General features: G+C 63.4%; 15 protein-coding genes and 1 tRNA gene. 6 read left to right on the forward strand and 10 right to left on the reverse strand.

Features of this window, described 5'->3' with window-relative positions; translation table 11 throughout:
• Positions 1 to 69: 69 nt before the first annotated feature.
• Complete coding sequence (locus tag AX703_RS08255) at positions 70 to 612, reverse strand: VOC family protein (RefSeq protein ID WP_062343586.1); 543 nt, start codon at positions 610 to 612, stop codon at positions 70 to 72.
• Positions 609 to 1,727, reverse strand: a complete 1,119-nt coding sequence (gene hppD / locus AX703_RS08260) for a 4-hydroxyphenylpyruvate dioxygenase (protein ID WP_369821001.1) — start codon at positions 1,725 to 1,727, stop codon at positions 609 to 611. The genes AX703_RS08255 and hppD overlap by 4 nt, the downstream gene beginning before the upstream one ends.
• 198 nt (positions 1,728 to 1,925) lie before the next feature.
• On the opposite strand from hppD, the gene AX703_RS08265 reads away from it, so the two are divergent.
• The gene (locus AX703_RS08265; protein WP_156451977.1) at positions 1,926 to 2,174 is read left to right on the forward strand and encodes a hypothetical protein; all 249 of its coding nucleotides are present in this window, start codon (positions 1,926 to 1,928) and stop codon (positions 2,172 to 2,174) included.
• 21 nt (positions 2,175 to 2,195) lie between these two features.
• Here AX703_RS08265 and AX703_RS08270 read toward each other — a convergent pair.
• From AX703_RS08270 to AX703_RS08280, 3 genes are all read right to left on the reverse strand, one after another.
• Positions 2,196 to 2,271, reverse strand: a tRNA-Thr gene (locus AX703_RS08270).
• Positions 2,272 to 2,301: 30 nt separating this feature from the next.
• The gene (locus AX703_RS08275) at positions 2,302 to 3,186 is read right to left on the reverse strand and encodes a hypothetical protein (protein WP_062343588.1); all 885 of its coding nucleotides are present in this window, start codon (positions 3,184 to 3,186) and stop codon (positions 2,302 to 2,304) included.
• A complete protein-coding gene (locus tag AX703_RS08280; protein ID WP_039338647.1) occupies positions 3,183 to 4,505 on the reverse strand; it encodes a replication-associated recombination protein A in 1,323 nt (440 codons plus the stop codon). The genes AX703_RS08275 and AX703_RS08280 overlap by 4 nt, the downstream gene beginning before the upstream one ends.
• A gap of 98 nt (positions 4,506 to 4,603) precedes the next feature.
• On the opposite strand from AX703_RS08280, the gene AX703_RS08285 reads away from it, so the two are divergent.
• A complete protein-coding gene (locus AX703_RS08285) occupies positions 4,604 to 5,254 on the forward strand; it encodes a PadR family transcriptional regulator (RefSeq protein WP_062343660.1) in 651 nt (216 codons plus the stop codon).
• 86 nt (positions 5,255 to 5,340) lie between these two features.
• Entirely contained in the window at positions 5,341 to 5,793 is a 453-nt protein-coding gene (locus tag AX703_RS08290) for a hypothetical protein (protein WP_062343589.1), read from the forward strand.
• Between the two features lie 9 nt (positions 5,794 to 5,802).
• On the opposite strand, the gene AX703_RS08295 is transcribed toward AX703_RS08290, so the two are convergent.
• On the reverse strand, positions 5,803 to 6,993 hold the full coding sequence (locus tag AX703_RS08295; RefSeq protein WP_039335294.1) for a glycosyltransferase family 1 protein: 1,191 nt from the start codon (positions 6,991 to 6,993) through the stop codon (positions 5,803 to 5,805).
• 172 nt (positions 6,994 to 7,165) lie between these two features.
• On the opposite strand from AX703_RS08295, the gene AX703_RS08300 reads away from it, so the two are divergent.
• Both AX703_RS08300 and AX703_RS08305 read left to right on the forward strand, forming a co-directional pair.
• Positions 7,166 to 7,792: a hemerythrin domain-containing protein gene (locus AX703_RS08300; protein WP_039335232.1), complete on the forward strand. Its 627-nt coding sequence runs from the start codon at positions 7,166 to 7,168 to the stop codon at positions 7,790 to 7,792.
• A 112-nt stretch (positions 7,793 to 7,904) separates the two neighbouring features.
• On the forward strand, positions 7,905 to 8,798 hold the full coding sequence (locus AX703_RS08305) for an outer membrane protein (RefSeq protein WP_062343590.1): 894 nt from the start codon (positions 7,905 to 7,907) through the stop codon (positions 8,796 to 8,798).
• A 636-nt stretch (positions 8,799 to 9,434) separates the two neighbouring features.
• Here the strand turns inward: AX703_RS08305 and typA are convergent.
• On the reverse strand, positions 9,435 to 11,261 hold the full coding sequence (gene typA, locus AX703_RS08315) for a translational GTPase TypA (protein WP_039335228.1): 1,827 nt from the start codon (positions 11,259 to 11,261) through the stop codon (positions 9,435 to 9,437).
• Between the two features lie 410 nt (positions 11,262 to 11,671).
• Here typA and AX703_RS08320 point away from each other — a divergent pair, with 410 nt between their 5' ends.
• Positions 11,672 to 14,362 (forward strand): TonB-dependent receptor, encoded by a 2,691-nt coding sequence (locus AX703_RS08320; protein ID WP_062343591.1) that lies wholly within the window; start codon positions 11,672 to 11,674, stop codon positions 14,360 to 14,362.
• A 75-nt stretch (positions 14,363 to 14,437) separates the two neighbouring features.
• Here the strand turns inward: AX703_RS08320 and AX703_RS08325 are convergent, their stop codons facing one another.
• The 3 genes from AX703_RS08325 to infC form a co-directional block, all read right to left on the reverse strand.
• Positions 14,438 to 15,124, reverse strand: a complete 687-nt coding sequence (locus AX703_RS08325) for a hypothetical protein (RefSeq protein WP_369821002.1) — start codon at positions 15,122 to 15,124, stop codon at positions 14,438 to 14,440.
• 154 nt (positions 15,125 to 15,278) lie between these two features.
• On the reverse strand, positions 15,279 to 15,578 hold the full coding sequence (locus AX703_RS08330; protein WP_039335290.1) for a hypothetical protein: 300 nt from the start codon (positions 15,576 to 15,578) through the stop codon (positions 15,279 to 15,281).
• A gap of 316 nt (positions 15,579 to 15,894) precedes the next feature.
• Positions 15,895 to 16,416 (reverse strand): translation initiation factor IF-3, encoded by a 522-nt coding sequence (gene infC, locus AX703_RS08335; RefSeq protein WP_039335224.1) that lies wholly within the window; start codon positions 16,414 to 16,416, stop codon positions 15,895 to 15,897.
• Positions 16,417 to 16,557 lie beyond the last annotated feature (141 nt).

Consider the following 16,557-nt stretch of genomic DNA (forward strand, 5'->3'; position numbering starts at 1 on the left):
TGAAGAAACTGTTCTAACGGCAAATTCCGCCGTTGAACAGCGAAGGAGGGCGCGTCCCTGTTCCTTTGGTCAGGCCGTTGCCGGGTCCTTGTGCAGCCATTCGGCATGGCGTGGGGCGCGCTTGGTCTGGCTCCATTCCTCAAGCATCACCGGTGCAAGATCGGCCAGTTCGGCATATTGCTCTGCCGTGCCGATGTTGCAGGCCAGTTCGAGCCGGTGGCCGTTGGGGTCAAAGAAATAGATCGAGCGGAAGATGCCATGGTAGGTCGGCCCCAGCACGTCCACGCCTTCCGCCTCGAGATGAGCCTTGGCTGCCTGCAGGGCTGCCTCGTCCTCCACCTCGAAGGCGATGTGCTGGACCCACGCGGGCGTATTGGGATCCTTGCCCATTTCGGGCTGGTTTGGCAGTTCGAAGAAAGCCAGAACGTTGCCGCCCCCGCAGTCGAGGAAGATGTGCATGTAGGGGTCGTCTTCGCCGGTGGAGGGCACCTTGTCCTCGGCGAATGCGGTGGTGTAGCGCATGCCCATCACGCGCTCGTACCAGTCGACCGTTTCCTTCGCATCGCGGCAGCGATAGGCGACATGGTGGATGCGCTTGATCTGCGGGATCATTCTGCCGTTTCCTCGACCTGGAGGACGCCACGGCGCATCTGATCGCGCTCCATGGACTGGAACAGCGCGGTGAAGTTGCCTTCGCCGAAGCCCTCGTCCTTCTTGCGCTGGATAAACTCGAAAAACACCGGGCCGATCTGGGTTTCCGAGAAGATCTGCAGCAGCAGGCGCGGATCGCCCTTTTCGGTCGAGCCATCGAGCAGGATGCCGCGGCGCTTCAGTTCGTCCACCGGCTCGCCATGGCCGGGCAGGCGTTCGTCCAGCATCTCGTAGTAGGTGTCGGGCGGGGGCGACATGAACGGTGTGCCGGTGGCCTTGAGCCTGTCCCAGCCGCCGATCAGGTCATCACAGGCAAAGGCGATGTGCTGGATTCCCTCGCCATTGTAGGCGCGCAGGAATTCCTCGATCTGCCCGCCACCGGCCTTTGCCTCCTCGTTCAGGGGAATGCGGATCTTCCCGTCCGGCGCAGTCATCGCGCGGCTGGTGAGGCCGGTGTATTCGCCCTTGATGTCGAAATAGCGGATCTCGCGGAAGCCGAACACGCGCTCGTAAAACGCCGCCCAGTGGGCCATGCGCCCGCCGTAGACGTTGTGGGTGAGGTGGTCGATCGTGTGGAAGCCCGCTCCCACGGGGTGACGGTCCACCTCCGGCAGGTATTCGAAGTCGATGTCATAGATCGAAAGATCGCCGAACGCGCCGCCCTCGTAGCGGTCGATCAGGTAGATGATCGAACCGCCGATGCCCCGGATGGCCGGCAGGCGCAGTTCCATCGGACCGGTGCGCACTTCGACCGGCTCTGCCCCACGCTCGATCGCGGTGGCATAGGCCCTGGCCGCGTTGCGCACGCGCCAGCCCATGCCGCAGGCGGACGGCCCGTGTTCGGCGGCGAAATAGGCGGCGGGGCTGCGCGGCTCGTAGTTGGCGATGAGATTGATGCCGCCCTGGCGCCACAGTTGCACGGCTTTCGAGCGGTGGTTGGCGATATGGGTGAAGCCCATTCGCCGGAACACCGGTTCGAGGCTCCCGGCCTCGGGCGCGGAAAATTCGATGAACTCGAAACCATCGAGGCCCAACGGGTTTTCGAACAGGTCGGTCGAACTTGGGGACTGGCTCAAGGATATCTCCGATTCACCCGCGCGAAAGCGGTGGTTATGCAAAAATGGTTTCATTTAATACCAGATTGAAGCCTGCCTGTCGTGCACAATCTGCACCAGGTCGGCACGCGTCGCACCACCGCTGCCTTGCGACGAGCCGAACCGTGCCAATGCCGCGCCGCGCGGCATCGATCGAATTCTTCGTATTTTCAGGCAACCATGGTAGAAGGAGCCATGCATGGTGGGGTTCGGTCAGGTCCCAGCGATCAGCGCCTGCGCGAGATTGCCGCGCATCTGCGCACGGCTTTCCGCGTCAGCGACGATCATGACGTGACCCTTTCCGACCTTGCAACAGCCGTCGATTCCCCTGAACTGGCTGAGATCTATCAGGAGATAAGGGCGCTTCAGACGGAACAGGTTCAGCGTCTCGAGCGATTGCTTGCGCGAATTGCCGACAACGACACCTGACGTTCACAGCGCTGCGAAAAATGGTGCCGGCTACAGGATTCGAACCCGTGGCCCCCTGATTACAAATCAGGTGCTCTACCAACTGAGCTAAGCCGGCGTTGCGCGGTGCGCGTAGCGCTCCCTAGCCTTAGACGGCCCCAAACGTCCAGCCCTCGGTGCGCGCAATTTCGTCTGAAAGTTCGCGCGGGTGCCACAGGCGGGGATCGTGGGCGGCGGTGCGCAGCCATGCAGCCGTTACCAACGCGTCGCAGGTATGGTCGTCGAGCGGACCCGCAAGCCCGGAAGGAGGCGAGCCCAGAGCCGCGAGAGCTTCGTCGAGTTCCAAGGCCGAGCGCATCTTCGATCGCGAGGGCGTCCGTCCCGCCGCCATCGCCGCGATCGTGGTGTAGATTTCGCAGATGACCGGGCCCTCGTCCGGCAGGCCATCCACCGGCCACACGCTCGCCCGGTCGGCCAGACGGTGGAGGAGTCGCATCCCCGATAGGCTGGACTTGCCGACTTGCGCCGCGCCGACGAGATTGAAATTCGAATAAGGCTTGCAACCCATCCTGCGCTGGGCGGCCTCGGTGGCCCGGAACCTCCCCTGGCCGCCACCGAACAGAGCGCCTTCGCGGCCACCGTGACGGCGGAAGAAGGCGCACAAGTCAGGGTGATCGACCAGGGCCGAGACGCCGAGATGCGGTTCGTCCCCACAAATCCCGTCAATCAGCGCCCAAAGCTCGCGGGCACTGGCTGGCGTATCCCGCCACCCGGGAAAGAATGCGCCGTGATCCGCAAACGGCAGCGAGATGCCAAGATCCATGCCGACAAGCGCATCGTCCGGCAATTCGTTGCGCAGATAGTCCAGCACCTCGTTGCGCGACCAGCGATGGCCGGGGCGGATGCTCCTGGGCGCAGCATTGCCACGTGTCGCCATGGCAAGCGCGATGCCCTTGTGCCGCTCTCCTGCTGCGCCAGACCAGTCTATCGCAATGAAATGACCGAAGCGGTTTCCATGACTGCCAGCTGTCATTCGCCCTGGCGCTCGCGGCGCTTGCGCTCCCACCATTCGAGGCGTTTTGCCACCTCGCGTTCGAATCCGCGTTCGACCGGGGCGTAGTAGGTCTGCGGTGCCATGCCTTCTGGCCAGTAGTTCGCGCCGGAAAAACCGTCCTCGGCGTCGTGGTCGTACTGGTAGCCCTTGCCGTAGCCGATGTCCTTCATCAGCTTGGTTGGCGCGTTGAGGATGTTCGATGGCGGCATCAGCGATCCTGTATCGCGGGCCGATTTCCAGGCCGCCTTGTGCGCCATGTAGGCCGCGTTCGATTTGGGTGCGGTGGCAATGTAGAGAAGGGCCTGTACGATCGCCAGTTCGCCTTCCGGACTGCCGAGGAACTCGTACGCGTCCTTTGCAGCAAGACATTGCACCAGCGCTTGCGGATCGGCCATGCCGATGTCTTCCACCGCCATGCGCACCAGCCGACGCAGGACGTAAAGCGGCTCTTCGCCCGCCACCAGCATGCGCGCCATGTAATAGAGCGCGGCCTGCGGGTCGGAGCCGCGCACCGCCTTGTGCAGGGCCGAGATGAGGTTGTAATGCCCTTCGCGGTCCTTGTCGTAGACCGCCACGCGCCGCATGAGGAACTTGCCCAGGCCCTCGGGATCGAGCGGTGCCGGCAGCGATACGTCAAACAGCATTTCCGCCTGATTTAGCAGGAAGCGTCCGTCGCCATCGGCGGACGCGACCAGTGCTTCCCGGGCGGGCGGGGTAAGCGGCAGGCGCAGGCCGGTGATGTCTTCGGCCCGGTCCAGCAGCGTACCCAGCGCAGCGGCATCAAGCCGATGCAGGATCAGCACCTGCGCCCGCGACAGCAGCGCCGCGTTCAGCGCGAAACTGGGGTTTTCGGTCGTCGCGCCGACCAGCGTTACCGTGCCGTTCTCCACGAACGGGAGGAAACCGTCCTGTTGCGCGCGGTTGAAGCGGTGAATTTCGTCCACAAACAACAGCGTCCGTCGGCCGGCCAGTGCCATTGCTTCTGCTTCGGCAAAGGCCTTCTTGAGATCGGCGACCCCTGAAAACACGGCACTGATCGCGACATAGCGCATGCCCACCGCTTCGGCGAGCAGGCGCGCGATGCTGGTCTTGCCGGTGCCGGGCGGGCCCCACAGAATCATCGAGGTCAACTTGCCCGCCGCGACCATGCGCCCGATCGCGCCGTCCGGACCGGTCAGGTGGTCTTGCCCGATGATTTCCGCAAGCTCGCGCGGGCGCAGGCGATCGGCCAGCGGCGCTTCGGCGCTGGCTTCGGGCGGCGGGCGGTCCTGTGGAGGCGGGGCGAAGAGGTCGGCCATTTCCGCCGAGATAAGGTGCGCGCAGAAAAATTGCACGGGGCACTTGTCAGAATACATTTAAGATATATCTTAGACGCATCATGAAAGGATATGAATACATGAGATTCGAAAAAGGCCGCCATGGACGCGGTCGGCATGCCGTCGCGATGATGGCAATGATGGGTGGTCGGTTCGGCGGCCCGTTCGGAAGGAGCGGACCCTTCGGCGAAGATGGTCCCCCCGGTGGCGGCCCGTTCAGTGGCGGCCCGTTCGGCGGTGGCCGGGGCGGCCGGGGTGGCGGTCGTCGGGGCGGGCGCATGTTCGGTAGCGGTGAGCTTCGCCTGCTTCTGCTGCATCTCGTGGCAGAACAGCCGCGCCATGGCTATGACCTGATCCGCGCGATCGGCGAGCTTGCCAGTGGCGAATATGCGCCAAGCCCGGGCGTGGTCTACCCTACGCTCAGCCTGCTGGTTGACGAAGGGCTGATCGCGGAAGAGGCAGGTGAAGGCCCGCGCAAGGCTTTCGCTGTTACCGACAGTGGCCGGGCCGAACTGGTTGGCAAGGATGCGGAAATCGACGCGGTCCTCGCCCGGCTCAAGGCGCTGGGCGAACAGCGTGATCGTGCGGACAGTCCGCCGGTCCGCCGGGCAATGGGCAACCTTCACGCAGCCGTGCGCAATCGCGTCATGGCAGAAGGTTTCGATACCGAGACTGCCCATGCCATTGCCGACATCCTCGACGAGGCCGCACGCAGGATCGAACGCCTCTGATGCTCCATGAATCCGCGCTTTCGCGCCGCTTTGAGGATGCATTGGGCCATGATATCCTCTCCCCGGGTAACAGGGGGAGAGGACCCATGGATAACCTGCAAGACAATCCCGTGAAGACACCGGGCCATCTCTGGGCTGTCGGCGTGATCAGTCTGTTATGGAACAGCTTTGGTTGCGTCGACTACGCGATGAGCAAGCTCGACCCGCTTGGTTACATGAAGTCCGTCGGCATGACTGAAGCCGAGATCGCCTACATGCTCGCCATGCCCGCCTGGCTCAGCGCGTTCTGGGCGCTTGGTGTCTGGGGTTCGCTGGCAGGCTCGCTCCTGCTGCTGGTGCGTTCGCGCCATGCCGTTACGGCATTTGCGGTTTCGCTGGGCGGCCTTGGCGCAAGCCAGCTTGCGCATCTTCTCGACAGCACGATGCCCACATCCATGAACTCGGGCGCAATGATGGCGATGAACCTCCTGATCTGGGGCTCGCTCGTGTTCTTCCTGTGGTATGCGATCCGGATGAAGGCTGCAGGCGTGCTGCACTGAGCCTGGCGTCTATTGACCCGCCCGCGACTTGGACTTCTGGCGCACCAGCCTGAGGTAGGTATCGGCGACTGCCTGATTGATCCGGTCCCAGGAGAAGTCGAGACTGCGTTCCTCGCCCGCCATGCCGTGGCGGGCGCGAAGCCCTGCGTCTTCCACATAGCAACGCAGCGCCTCGGCAAACTGGCGGACGGCACCCGGCGTGATCAGGCGGCCCGATACGTTGTCGTCGACGAGGCTCTGGCTTCCGGTCGCTGCTGCGGCAACGACCGGTACGCGGCAAGCCATTGCTTCAAGAGTGACGTTGCCGAAGGTCTCGGTGACCGACGGATTGAAAAGCACGTCCATGCTCGCGACCGCGCGGCCGAGATCGTGCCCGCCCTGGAACCCGGCGAAGACCGCATCGGGCAACCGGGCGGCAAACCAGTCGTGTGCCGGGCCTTCACCAACCACGAGCACGCGATGTTTGACGCCCTTGCGCACCAGCTGGTCGACCGAGTCGGAAAAGACATCGAGGCCTTTCTCCATGACCAGGCGGCCAAGGAAGCCGATCACCACTTCGTCATCACCAATGCCGAGCGAGCGGCGCCATTCGAGACTGCGCGCTCCGGGGTGGAAGATCTCGCGATCGACCCCGCGCGACCAGATGTCGATGTCGTAATTCATCCGCTGGTCGCGCAGCACCTGCGCCATCGATTCCGACGGCGCGACCAGCGCATCGCAGCGGCGGTAGAAGCGACGCATCAGGGCTTCGACCACGGGTTCGGCCCAGGCCATGTTGTAGTAGCGGAAGTAGGTCTCGAACCGGGTGTGGACCGAGGCGAGGATGGGAAGCCTGCGGTGTCGCGCCCACGAAACCGCGCGGTGCGCGACGACGTCGGGTGAGGAGACGTGCACGACGTGGGGGGCAAACGTGGCCAGATCGCGGCGGATGCGTGGGGACAGGGCAAGCGGGAAGCGATACTCGGGACGGCCCGGGATCGCGAACGAGGGTACACCGATCAGCGTGCCGGTTGCCTCGAAGGCGGGTTCATCCACCTTGGGGGCATAGATGCGGACATCCGCGCCCTGGCGCAGAAGATAGCCGACGAGGCGGTTCAACGCCTGGTTCGCGCCATCGCGGACGTAATTGTAGTTGCCGCTGAACAGCGCGACGCGCAGCTTTGAAAGATCGGTCGGGAAGGGGGAGTTTGCCTCGCTCATCGGCTGCGCCATAGCCGGGCCGAAGCCGAATGGCGAGTGACGGTGACCGATTTGCGCGACATTTGCGCGGTTCGCGTCAGGCGTTGCACGACTGGCCGAGCGCTGCAACTAGCCTTGGAACTGACACCAAGCCTGTCCGCTCACCCTGCAAGGCTCAGCAGGAGTGGAGCAAATGTCCTTTCTCGACAAGATCGTAGCCGTCATCACCCCACCTGAAAGCGATGAAGATCGTCGCGAGGCGCGAGACAAGGCGCAGGCCTTGGCGCGGCCCGGCGACTGGATGACGCATGCGCTGGAACATCATCGCCGCATCGAGGCATGCTTCGAACTGGCGCTGGGCGCCAATTCCGTCGCCGAGCGGCGTGCCGCACTGCGCGACCTTTCGATGGTGCTGACCGCGCATGCCAATGCCGAAGAGGCAGTTCTCTATCCAGCGATGGCCAATGAGAGCAGCAAGGCAAGTGCTGGGCTGGCGTTCGAGGAGCACGCGATGACGCGCATCCAGATGGGCGCATTGGAGACGCTTGATCCGATGGGCCAGGACTGGCGCGACAAGCTTGGCCATATCCGCGGTGCTGTGCTCCACCATGTCTACGAGGAAGAGGGCAGCCGCTTTCCGGAGCTGCGCCACGCCATAGATCCGCAGGAAGACAAGCGGCTGACGCGGCGGTTCCTTGAGGAATTCGATCGCTACATGGGTGCCCAGGCTTTCGAACAGCCGCGGCAGATGGCGGCGGAAATTCCGAAGGATACCGGAAACCGGAATCCGCCCAGCAATTGGGGCGCGGCGGACTACTGAACCTGCCCCAAGTGCCGTACCCGTCCGATCCGGTGCGGTTTTGCGGAAACCAATCCCGCTCGCAGGGATTGGGGCTGCACGACCGGTCTCAGGCAATCCAGAGGGAATATCAATGACTTCGAAGAGCATTTTCACGAGGCCGCTGGCCGCGACGCTGGCGCTCGTCGCCGCTCCGGCCATGGCGCAGGACAGCATGGACAATTCCGACACCACGATGTCCACGGCCACCACCGCCGATGGCTTTGATCGCGACAGCCACTTCGACGGAGTCTACATCCAGGGCTTTGGTGGCATCAGTCTGCTCGGCAATAATCGTGGCCAGTTCGAGTTCGATACCGATCGCGATGGCAACTACGGCAACACCGTCCAAACGACGACGGGCGCCAATGCGTTCTCGCCTGGCTTCGCCAATTGCGGTGCCCAGGGCGCACAGCGTGGGGCTGGATGCGTGGCCGACAAGCAGGGAGCGGAATACGGCGTTCGCGTCGGCTTCGATGCGCGGTCGGGCAACATGGTGTTCGGCGGCCTGATCGAAGGTTCGCGCAATGAATCGATCTATCGCTCGACCGCTTTCAGCACCACGCCGGCGTCCTACCGTATCGACCGCCAGCTCGACTACGCCATTTCGGCGCGCGCGCGCCTTGGCTATACCCCGGGCGGCGGCGCTCTGTTCTACGTCACCGGTGGCGGCAGCTACGCCAAGATCAATCATGATTTCTCGACCACCAATACCGCCAATTCGTTCACCGAGCGCGACGACGGCAAGATGATCTGGGGCTGGCAGGCTGGTGGCGGCACCGAGATCATGCTGTCGAACAACCTGTCGCTGGGTTTGGAGTACCTCTACAGCCGGTATCAGGACGACAAGTATGAAGTCGAAGTGGGCCAGGGGACCGCGCCTGCGACCAACCCGTTCCTGCTGAACGGCGGCGGGACCAACCTGCGGGTTGCCGACCGGGTGTTCGACACGCACGCCCTGCGCGCTACTGTTGGCCTGCGTTTCTAAGAACGAGACGAAATACCTGCCGCGCGCCAGAAACGCGCGGGAAAGCGAACCCGGAGAAGCTGCGGCGACATGCATCGCCGCAGCTTTTTCGTGTCCCGCGCGGCCCGCATGGGCATCGCGCCGGACCTCGTCGACCGCCCGGCGGGCGCCAGAGGGTTGACGCTGTTTACACAGTTCAGGAGCGCAATCGCGGGCAAGCGATCGGGGCAGATCGATTGGCTGTGGGAATGCGCGGCCTGCGCCTTCCAAGAGGGCGTCGTTCAGGCGAATCAGCATTCCCGGAACCTGGCCACCCCCGGCCCATCCTGCCTGCAGGAGCGAGGAAAATCAGCGGTTTTCCGGTGTTTGAGCGGTGGTGGTGTTGGCGGGCAGCGTGATGGGGGCAGGGTGCGACATGGCGGGGATGCTATGTCAGCTGATGCCTTGTAGGACAGCGGTTTTTGTGCCTGTTTTGTTCAGGAAAGCTGGCGATTGTTCGCCACTTATGCTGACGTGGGCGTCAGCATCCCGTGGTGGTGAAATGCCCACCCCGAACCCTTCCGCCTGCCGGTGCGGAGAAGGTTGAAGCGTCTCTACGCACGTCGCTTGACGGACAAGCAAAGAGGGCGGCCCGAGGGAGCCGCCCTTTGTTATTCCTTATGCCGCTTCCTTCTTCCGCGACGCCTTCTTGCGCTCGTTCGGGTCGAGGATGGCCTTGCGGATGCGGATCGACTTTGGCGTGACTTCGACCATTTCATCGTCGTCGATGTAGGCGATGGCCTGCTCCAGCGTCATGATCTTGGGCGGGGTCAGGCGGATGGCGTCGTCCTTGCCGCTCGAACGGAAGTTCGTCAGTTGCTTGGACTTCATCGGGTTGACCTCGAGGTCTTCCGGCTTGGCGTTCTCGCCGATGATCATGCCTTCGTAGAGCGGGGTGCCGACGCCGACGAAGAGGATGCCGCGCTCTTCAAGCGGACCAAGCGCATAGGCAACGGCTTCGCCGGTGCCGTTGGAGATCAGCACGCCGTTCTTGCGGCCTTCGATCTTGCCCTTGTGCGGACCGTACTTCTCGAACAGGCGGTTCATGATGCCGGTGCCGCGGGTGTCCGAGAGGAATTCGCCGTGGTAGCCGATCAGCCCGCGCGAAGGGGCCGAGAACGTGATGCGGGTCTTGCCGCCGCCCGAGGGGCGCATGTCGGTCAGCTCGGCCTTGCGCATGGCCATCTTGTCGACCACGGTGCCCGAGTGCTCGTCGTCCACGTCGATCATGACGGTTTCGTACGGCTCGAGCAGGTTGCCGTCCTCGTCCTTCTGGAACAGCACGCGCGGGCGGCTGATGCCGAGTTCGAAGCCTTCGCGGCGCATCGTCTCGATCAGGACGCCCAGCTGGAGTTCGCCACGGCCGGCGACTTCGAAGCTGTCCTTGTCGGCCGATTCCGTGATGCGGATGGCGACGTTGGATTCCGCCTCGCGCTCCAGACGGTCGCGGATCATGCGGCTGGTGACCTTGCTGCCTTCGCGGCCTGCCATCGGGCTGTCGTTCACGGCAAAGCGCATAGACAGGGTCGGCGGGTCGATCGGCTGGGCCTTGATCGGCACGGTGACTTCCGGCGCGGCGATGGTGTTCGACACGGTGGCGACGGTGAGGCCGGCGAGGGAGATGATGTCGCCCGCGCGGGCTTCATCGACCGGCACGCGATCGAGGCCACGGAAGGTCATGATCTTGGAAGCGCGGCCGGTTTCGATGACCTTGCCGTCCATGTCGAGCGCACGGATCGGATCGTTGACGCGGATCACGCCCGACTGGACGCGGCCGGTGAGCACGCGGCCAAGGAAGTTGTCACGATCCAGCAGCGTGGCGAGGAAGGTGAACGGTGCGTCTTCATCGAGGTTCGGCGGCGGCACGTGATCGACGATGAGCTGGAACATCGGCTCCAGCGTGCCTTCGCGGCGATCGGGATCGGTGCTGGCATAGCCATTGCGGCCCGAGGCGTAGAGCACGGGGAATTCGAGCTGTTCGTCGTTGGCATCGAGCGTGACGAAGAGGTCGAACACTTCGTCGAGCACTTCCTGGATGCGCTCGTCCGGACGGTCGACCTTGTTTACCACGACGATCGGGCGCAGGCCGAGGGCGAGCGCCTTGCCGGTGACGAACTTCGTCTGCGGCATCGCGCCTTCCGAGCTGTCGACCAGTAGGATCACGCCGTCGACCATCGAGAGGATACGCTCCACCTCGCCACCGAAGTCGGCGTGGCCGGGCGTGTCGACGATGTTGATGCGCACGCCGTTCCATTCGATCGAGGTCGGCTTGGCGAGAATGGTGATCCCGCGTTCCTTTTCGAGATCGTTGGAATCCATCGCGCGCTCTTCCACGCGCTGATTGTCGCGGAAAGTGCCGGACTGGCGGAAGAGCTGGTCGACGAGCGTGGTCTTGCCGTGGTCAACGTGGGCGATGATCGCGATATTGCGCTGCTGGGCGGACATGAAAACGGGCTTTCAGTTGGAATCGGCTGGAGTCGGCACAAGCAAGGCTCGCTCCGGTTTCGGCGCGCGCTTACTCGCAATTGTGCGTTGCGGCAAGCACGCTTCTATAAAGGCATGCGTTGCAGCGAACACGCTTCTGTAAAGGCCTGCATTGCTACAAGCACGCTGAATGCGGGAAGGCGCGTTGCGGCAAGCTGGGCGTGGAACAGCAGCCAAGCGGTTGCAGGTGTGACTATCATGCAACAGCGCATGAAAATGCATGGGGACCGCGAAGGATTTCATCGAACTGGAATTGTTCGCATGTTTTCCGCGCCCTAGAAGGTCGGGTGGGAAACAGGATGACCTTCCGGCCGGATGACGGCCACCGTCCGGCGAAGGCCCGGCGGGTGAATAGAGGAACAGTTTTGCAGATGAAATCCTTGTATGCCGGTCGTGCCGGCCAGGCCGCGCTTCTTGCTGGAGCTTGCGGACTTGCTCTTGCGTTTTCCGCCACCGCCCACGCGCAGGACGCTGCCGTCGCGGCCGAGGAGGAAGCTCAGCCGGCACCGCCCGCGCCCGATCAGGCGGCAGAGGGCAACGAGATCATCGTCACCGCCACGAAGCGCGAACAGACCCTGCAGGACGTGCCGATTGCCGTCTCTGTAACGAGCGCGAAGACGCTGGAGCAGGCGCAGATCCGCGATCTGAAGGACCTGACGAGCGTGGTGCCCTCGCTGCGGGTGACGCAGCTGCAATCGAGCGCGAACACCAACTTCATCATCCGCGGCTTCGGCAACGGCGCCAACAACGCCGGTATCGAACCATCGGTCGGCGTGTTCATCGACGGCGTCTACCGCTCGCGCTCTGCCGCGCAGATCGGCGACTTCCCCGACGTGCAGCGCATCGAAGTGCTGCGCGGGCCGCAATCGACCTTGTTCGGCAAGAATGCCAGCGTCGGCGTGATCTCGATCGTGACCGCCGCGCCCAAGTTCGACTTCGGTGGCAATGTCGAGGCGAGCTACGGCAATTACGATGCGGTCGTGCTCAAGGGCGTGGTCACCGGGCCGGTGACGGACGGGCTGGCGGTGAGCCTTGCCGGTGGCGTCAACAAGCGCGACGGGTACAACAAGGACCTCGGCACCGGCAACGAAACCAACGAGCGCAATCGCTGGTTCGTGCGTGGCCAGGCGCTGTGGGAACCCAATGCCCAGGCCCGGGTGCGCCTGATCGGCGACTATTCGAAGATCGACGAGAACTGCTGCGGGGTGGTCAACCTCCGGCCCAGCTCTGCGACGCAGGCGATCCGTGCTCTGGGCGGGCGCGTCAACGGACCTGACGAGATCTACGCCAACCGGGTCTATTCGAATATCGATTCGGTCAACGACATCGAAAACTGGGGGGCTTCGGGCCAGGTCGACTACGACTTCGGTCCGCTGACCTTCACCTCGATCACTGCCTACCGGCGGTTGGACGCCTTCACCAATCAGGATTCCGACTTCACCAGTGCGGATCTGATCGGGTTCAATGCACAGGATCAGGGCATCAAGACCTTCACGCAGGAACTGCGTGCGGCCACCAACATGGATGGCCCGCTCAACTTCCTCGTAGGCGGATATTACTTCAACGAAAGCATCCGTCAGTCCAACCAGCTTGGCTGGGGCGAGGACGCGCGCGGTTATGCCGACGTGCTGATCCGGGGGCTGACGCAGAACACCCAGTCGCTTTCGAGCATCGAGACGACGATCAGCGGGCTGACCGGCACCAACTACACGGGCCGGTTCTTCGTGGCCGGGCAGAAGCTGGACGAGCGCTATCGCCTCAAGAATGAGGCTTTCTCGGTCTTCGGCCAGGCAGACTTCAAGATCGGTGACCGGCTGACCGTGACGGGTGGCATCAACTACACCAAGGACAAGAAGGACTTTGCCGCCTCGGCAACGTCGTCTGACGTGTTTGCGAACCTCGATCTGGTGCAGATCGGCGGCACGGCCTTGAGCCGCGGCTTCATCTCGACCGCGCTGGGCACGACGGACCCGCTGGCCATTGCCGCCTTCGCACAGGCCAATCCGACGGTGTTTGCCAACCTGCAGGCCCAGGCTTCAGGCTTTGCGGCGCTGAACGCGAACCTTTCGACCCAGCAGGCGGCTGCAGACAGCAATCCTCTTACGGTCGGCAATCCGCTGCTGGCGCTGCAGGATCTGCAATATCTGCCGCCCTTCCTGGCCGTGCCCAACGCGGTGGAGCCGGGCCGGACCCGTGACGACAAGTTCACCTACATCGTCCGCGTTGCCTATGACCTGACCGACGACATCAACGTCTATGCAAGCTATGCGACGGGTTTCAAGGCGAGCTCGATCAACCTCTCGCGCGACAGCCGCCCGCTGCTGAGCGATCGCGACGCGCTGATTGCGCGGGGACTGACAGTCGTCAACCAGACCTATGGCAGCCGGTTTGCCGGCCCTGAAAGCTCCACCGTCTATGAAATCGGGCTGAAGGCTGACTGGGGGCTGGTCACGGCAAACCTTGCCGCGTTCGACCAGCGGATCAATGGCTTCCAGTCCAACACCTTCACAGGGTCGGGCTTCGTGCTGGCCAACGCCGGCAAGCAGTCTGTTCGCGGTATCGAGTTCGAAGGTACGGTGAAGCCGGCCAAGGGCTGGCAGTTCAACGTGGCGATGACCTACCTTGATCCGAAGTACGACAGCTTCGTGCTTTCGGCGGTGGGCGACCTTTCGAAGACGCGACCGGCAGGCATTCCGGCGATCTCCTCGACCTTCGCGGCGAGCTATGACCATGAGTTCGACAGCGGCCACCACCTGATCCTGCGCGGCGACTTCCATTATGAATCGCCGGTGCAGATTGCCGAGGGGCTGCCCGGCTTCCTCGATGGCGGCACGCGCGTGGCGATCGAAGCGGCGCGGCCGTTCCGCCGTGAAGTGAACGAGGCCAATGCCTCGATCACCTGGGCCATGCCGAGCGGGTTCGAACTGACGCTGTGGGGACGCAACCTGACGGACAACCGCTATCTCCTGCAGATCTTCGATACCCCGGCCCAGCCCGGATCGATCTCTGGCTATACCAGCCAGCCGCGCACTTATGGCGTGGCGGCACGCTACCGGTTCTGAGGCGCGGGCTTCGGAAGGGGGAAGGGGAGCTTCGGCTCCCCTTTTTCGCATCAGGGCTGCCGCCGAGCGGCCAGGTCAGCGGCTGGGCGTGCTCTCGGCTGTTGCGACCTGTGCGGGGGTGAAGGGCCTGGCATGGAGTGGCGGGAAGGCGTCTTCCAGCGGCTTGCTATCGGGCAGGATGTAGACGTAGCCGCCCTTCTTGCCGAACATGGGGGCGATCTTACCGTTGTAGAGCGCCTTGGGGACGTTGATGCAGCCGAAGGTTATGCGGTTGTCGTCCACGTCGGGCGAAAGCATGCGTTTGGCCCGGTTCTCCTTGGGATTTCCCGGCGGGATGGTGTGGATGGCGACCGAGGTGGCGTAATCGACCCAGAGAACGCGGGTGTTGGCCGCAGCCTTGCCGAAGCGGGCAAGGAAGCGACCGGCCGGGGTGGTCTTCTCGGCGGGGCCGATTTCGGCAAGGCTCTTGTTTCCGACGCCAGGTGTGGCGTCGTCACCCAAGGCGCGGCCGATCAGCACCGGACCGAAGCCCACCGGCTTGCCGCTCGCATCGAAGGCGAAAATCGTGGCGCTTGGCTTGTCTATCACGAGGAAGGGCAGCCCGTTGTTGTCTGCGGTCTCCGTCACCCATGACGTCACGCGTTGTGTCGGGATCGTCAGGTCGGGCAGTTGGACGGGCTTCTGGACGGATTTCGTGCTCTTGCGCTTTTGCGCCTTGGCCTTCGAAGCTGTCGCGGTTGCCGCTTCGGCGGGGTCGGTCATCACAGAGGGGAGAGCCAGCGCCAGGCCGGCAAGCGCCGCAAGAGCCTTCATCATTTCGAACTTCACTCGCACCAAAGACGAAAAACCGGACAGGCCTTCCCTGGTTGTCTGACCACAGAAGACCTGTCCGGCACTTTAACGCGACAGTGGCCGATTAGTTGCGCGGACGCTTCTGCTGGGCCTGCATCATGCGCTGGTCCATGCTGTCGACGCGGCCAGTGAGCTGGTCGAGACGCTGGGTGTTGGTCTGGGCCTGCGCGTTGGCGGCTTGCGCTTCGCTGCGGGCAGCCTGGGCAACGCCGTCAGTTGCCTGGAGGCGGCTTTCCACGCCATCGATACGCTGGTTGACCGTGGCGATCTGCTCGTTGACGTAGCCCTTGGTGGCGCAACCGCCGAGGCCCAGCGAGCCAGCGAGAATCGCTACGGCGGGGATGATCTTGAGAGACGGCGTCATGTAATGCTCCTTGATGAAACCTGTTGGTTTTTTGGCGAACCGCAGCGGCAACGCGCAGATGCGCCAAACAGACATGGTTGAATCGGTGGAGCGTTGGTTGGTGGGGGCGAGTTGCGGAACGCGCGCCAGGGCGTTTCGGGGCGTCGATGACCGGTGTGCAGGCAAGGCGATCCGACAGCGTGCGGATTGCAGGTGCCGAGTGCCCACCCCGACCTCTTCCGCGTGCGGGAGGGGTAGATAACTGTCGCCTGTTCGGAAACGAAAAGGGCGCGCCTTGCGGCACGCCCCTTGCGGTTTGCAGCGTGTGGTCTCGTGCCTACTTCGGCGCGAGGACCATCAGCATCTGGCGGCCTTCCATGCGGGGGAAGGCTTCGATCTTGGCGATTTCAGCCACATCGTCCTGCACCTTGCGCAGGAGGTTCATGCCGAGCTGCTGGTGCGAAAGCTCACGGCCGCGGAAGCGCAGCGTGATCTTCACCTTGTCGCCTTCACCGATGAACTTCACGACGTTACGCATCTTCGTGTCGTAATCGTGGTCATCGATGTTCGGACGCATCTTGATCTCCTTGATCTCCTGCGTCTTCTGGCTCTTGCGCGCGAGGTTGGCCTTCTTCTGCGCCTCGTAGCGGAACTTGCCCACGTCGAGGAACTTGCAGACCGGCGGATCCGCATTCGGGGAAACTTCAACGAGGTCGAGGCCGACTTCGGCGGCCTGTTCGATCGCTTCACGGGTGTACATCACACCCAGGTTCTCGCCGTTCTCGTCGATCACGCGCACCTTGGGCACGTTGATCATCTGGTTGTAGCGAGGCCCGCTCTTGACGGGGGGCGCCATCATGCGCCGCGGTGGGGGAGCTATAGTGCTTTCTCCTGCAGTTTTTGCCCAATATGGTTCCGCGCGCTCATATCACAATGCGCGCACAGATAAAGGGCGGTTTTGCCCTTGGTTCTAAAGCCGACGGGTTTCGCGAAAGCATGT

Origin of the sequence: Novosphingobium sp. CCH12-A3 (genome assembly GCF_001556015.1) — a bacterium.
GTDB classification, from domain to species: domain Bacteria; phylum Pseudomonadota; class Alphaproteobacteria; order Sphingomonadales; family Sphingomonadaceae; genus Novosphingobium; species Novosphingobium subterraneum.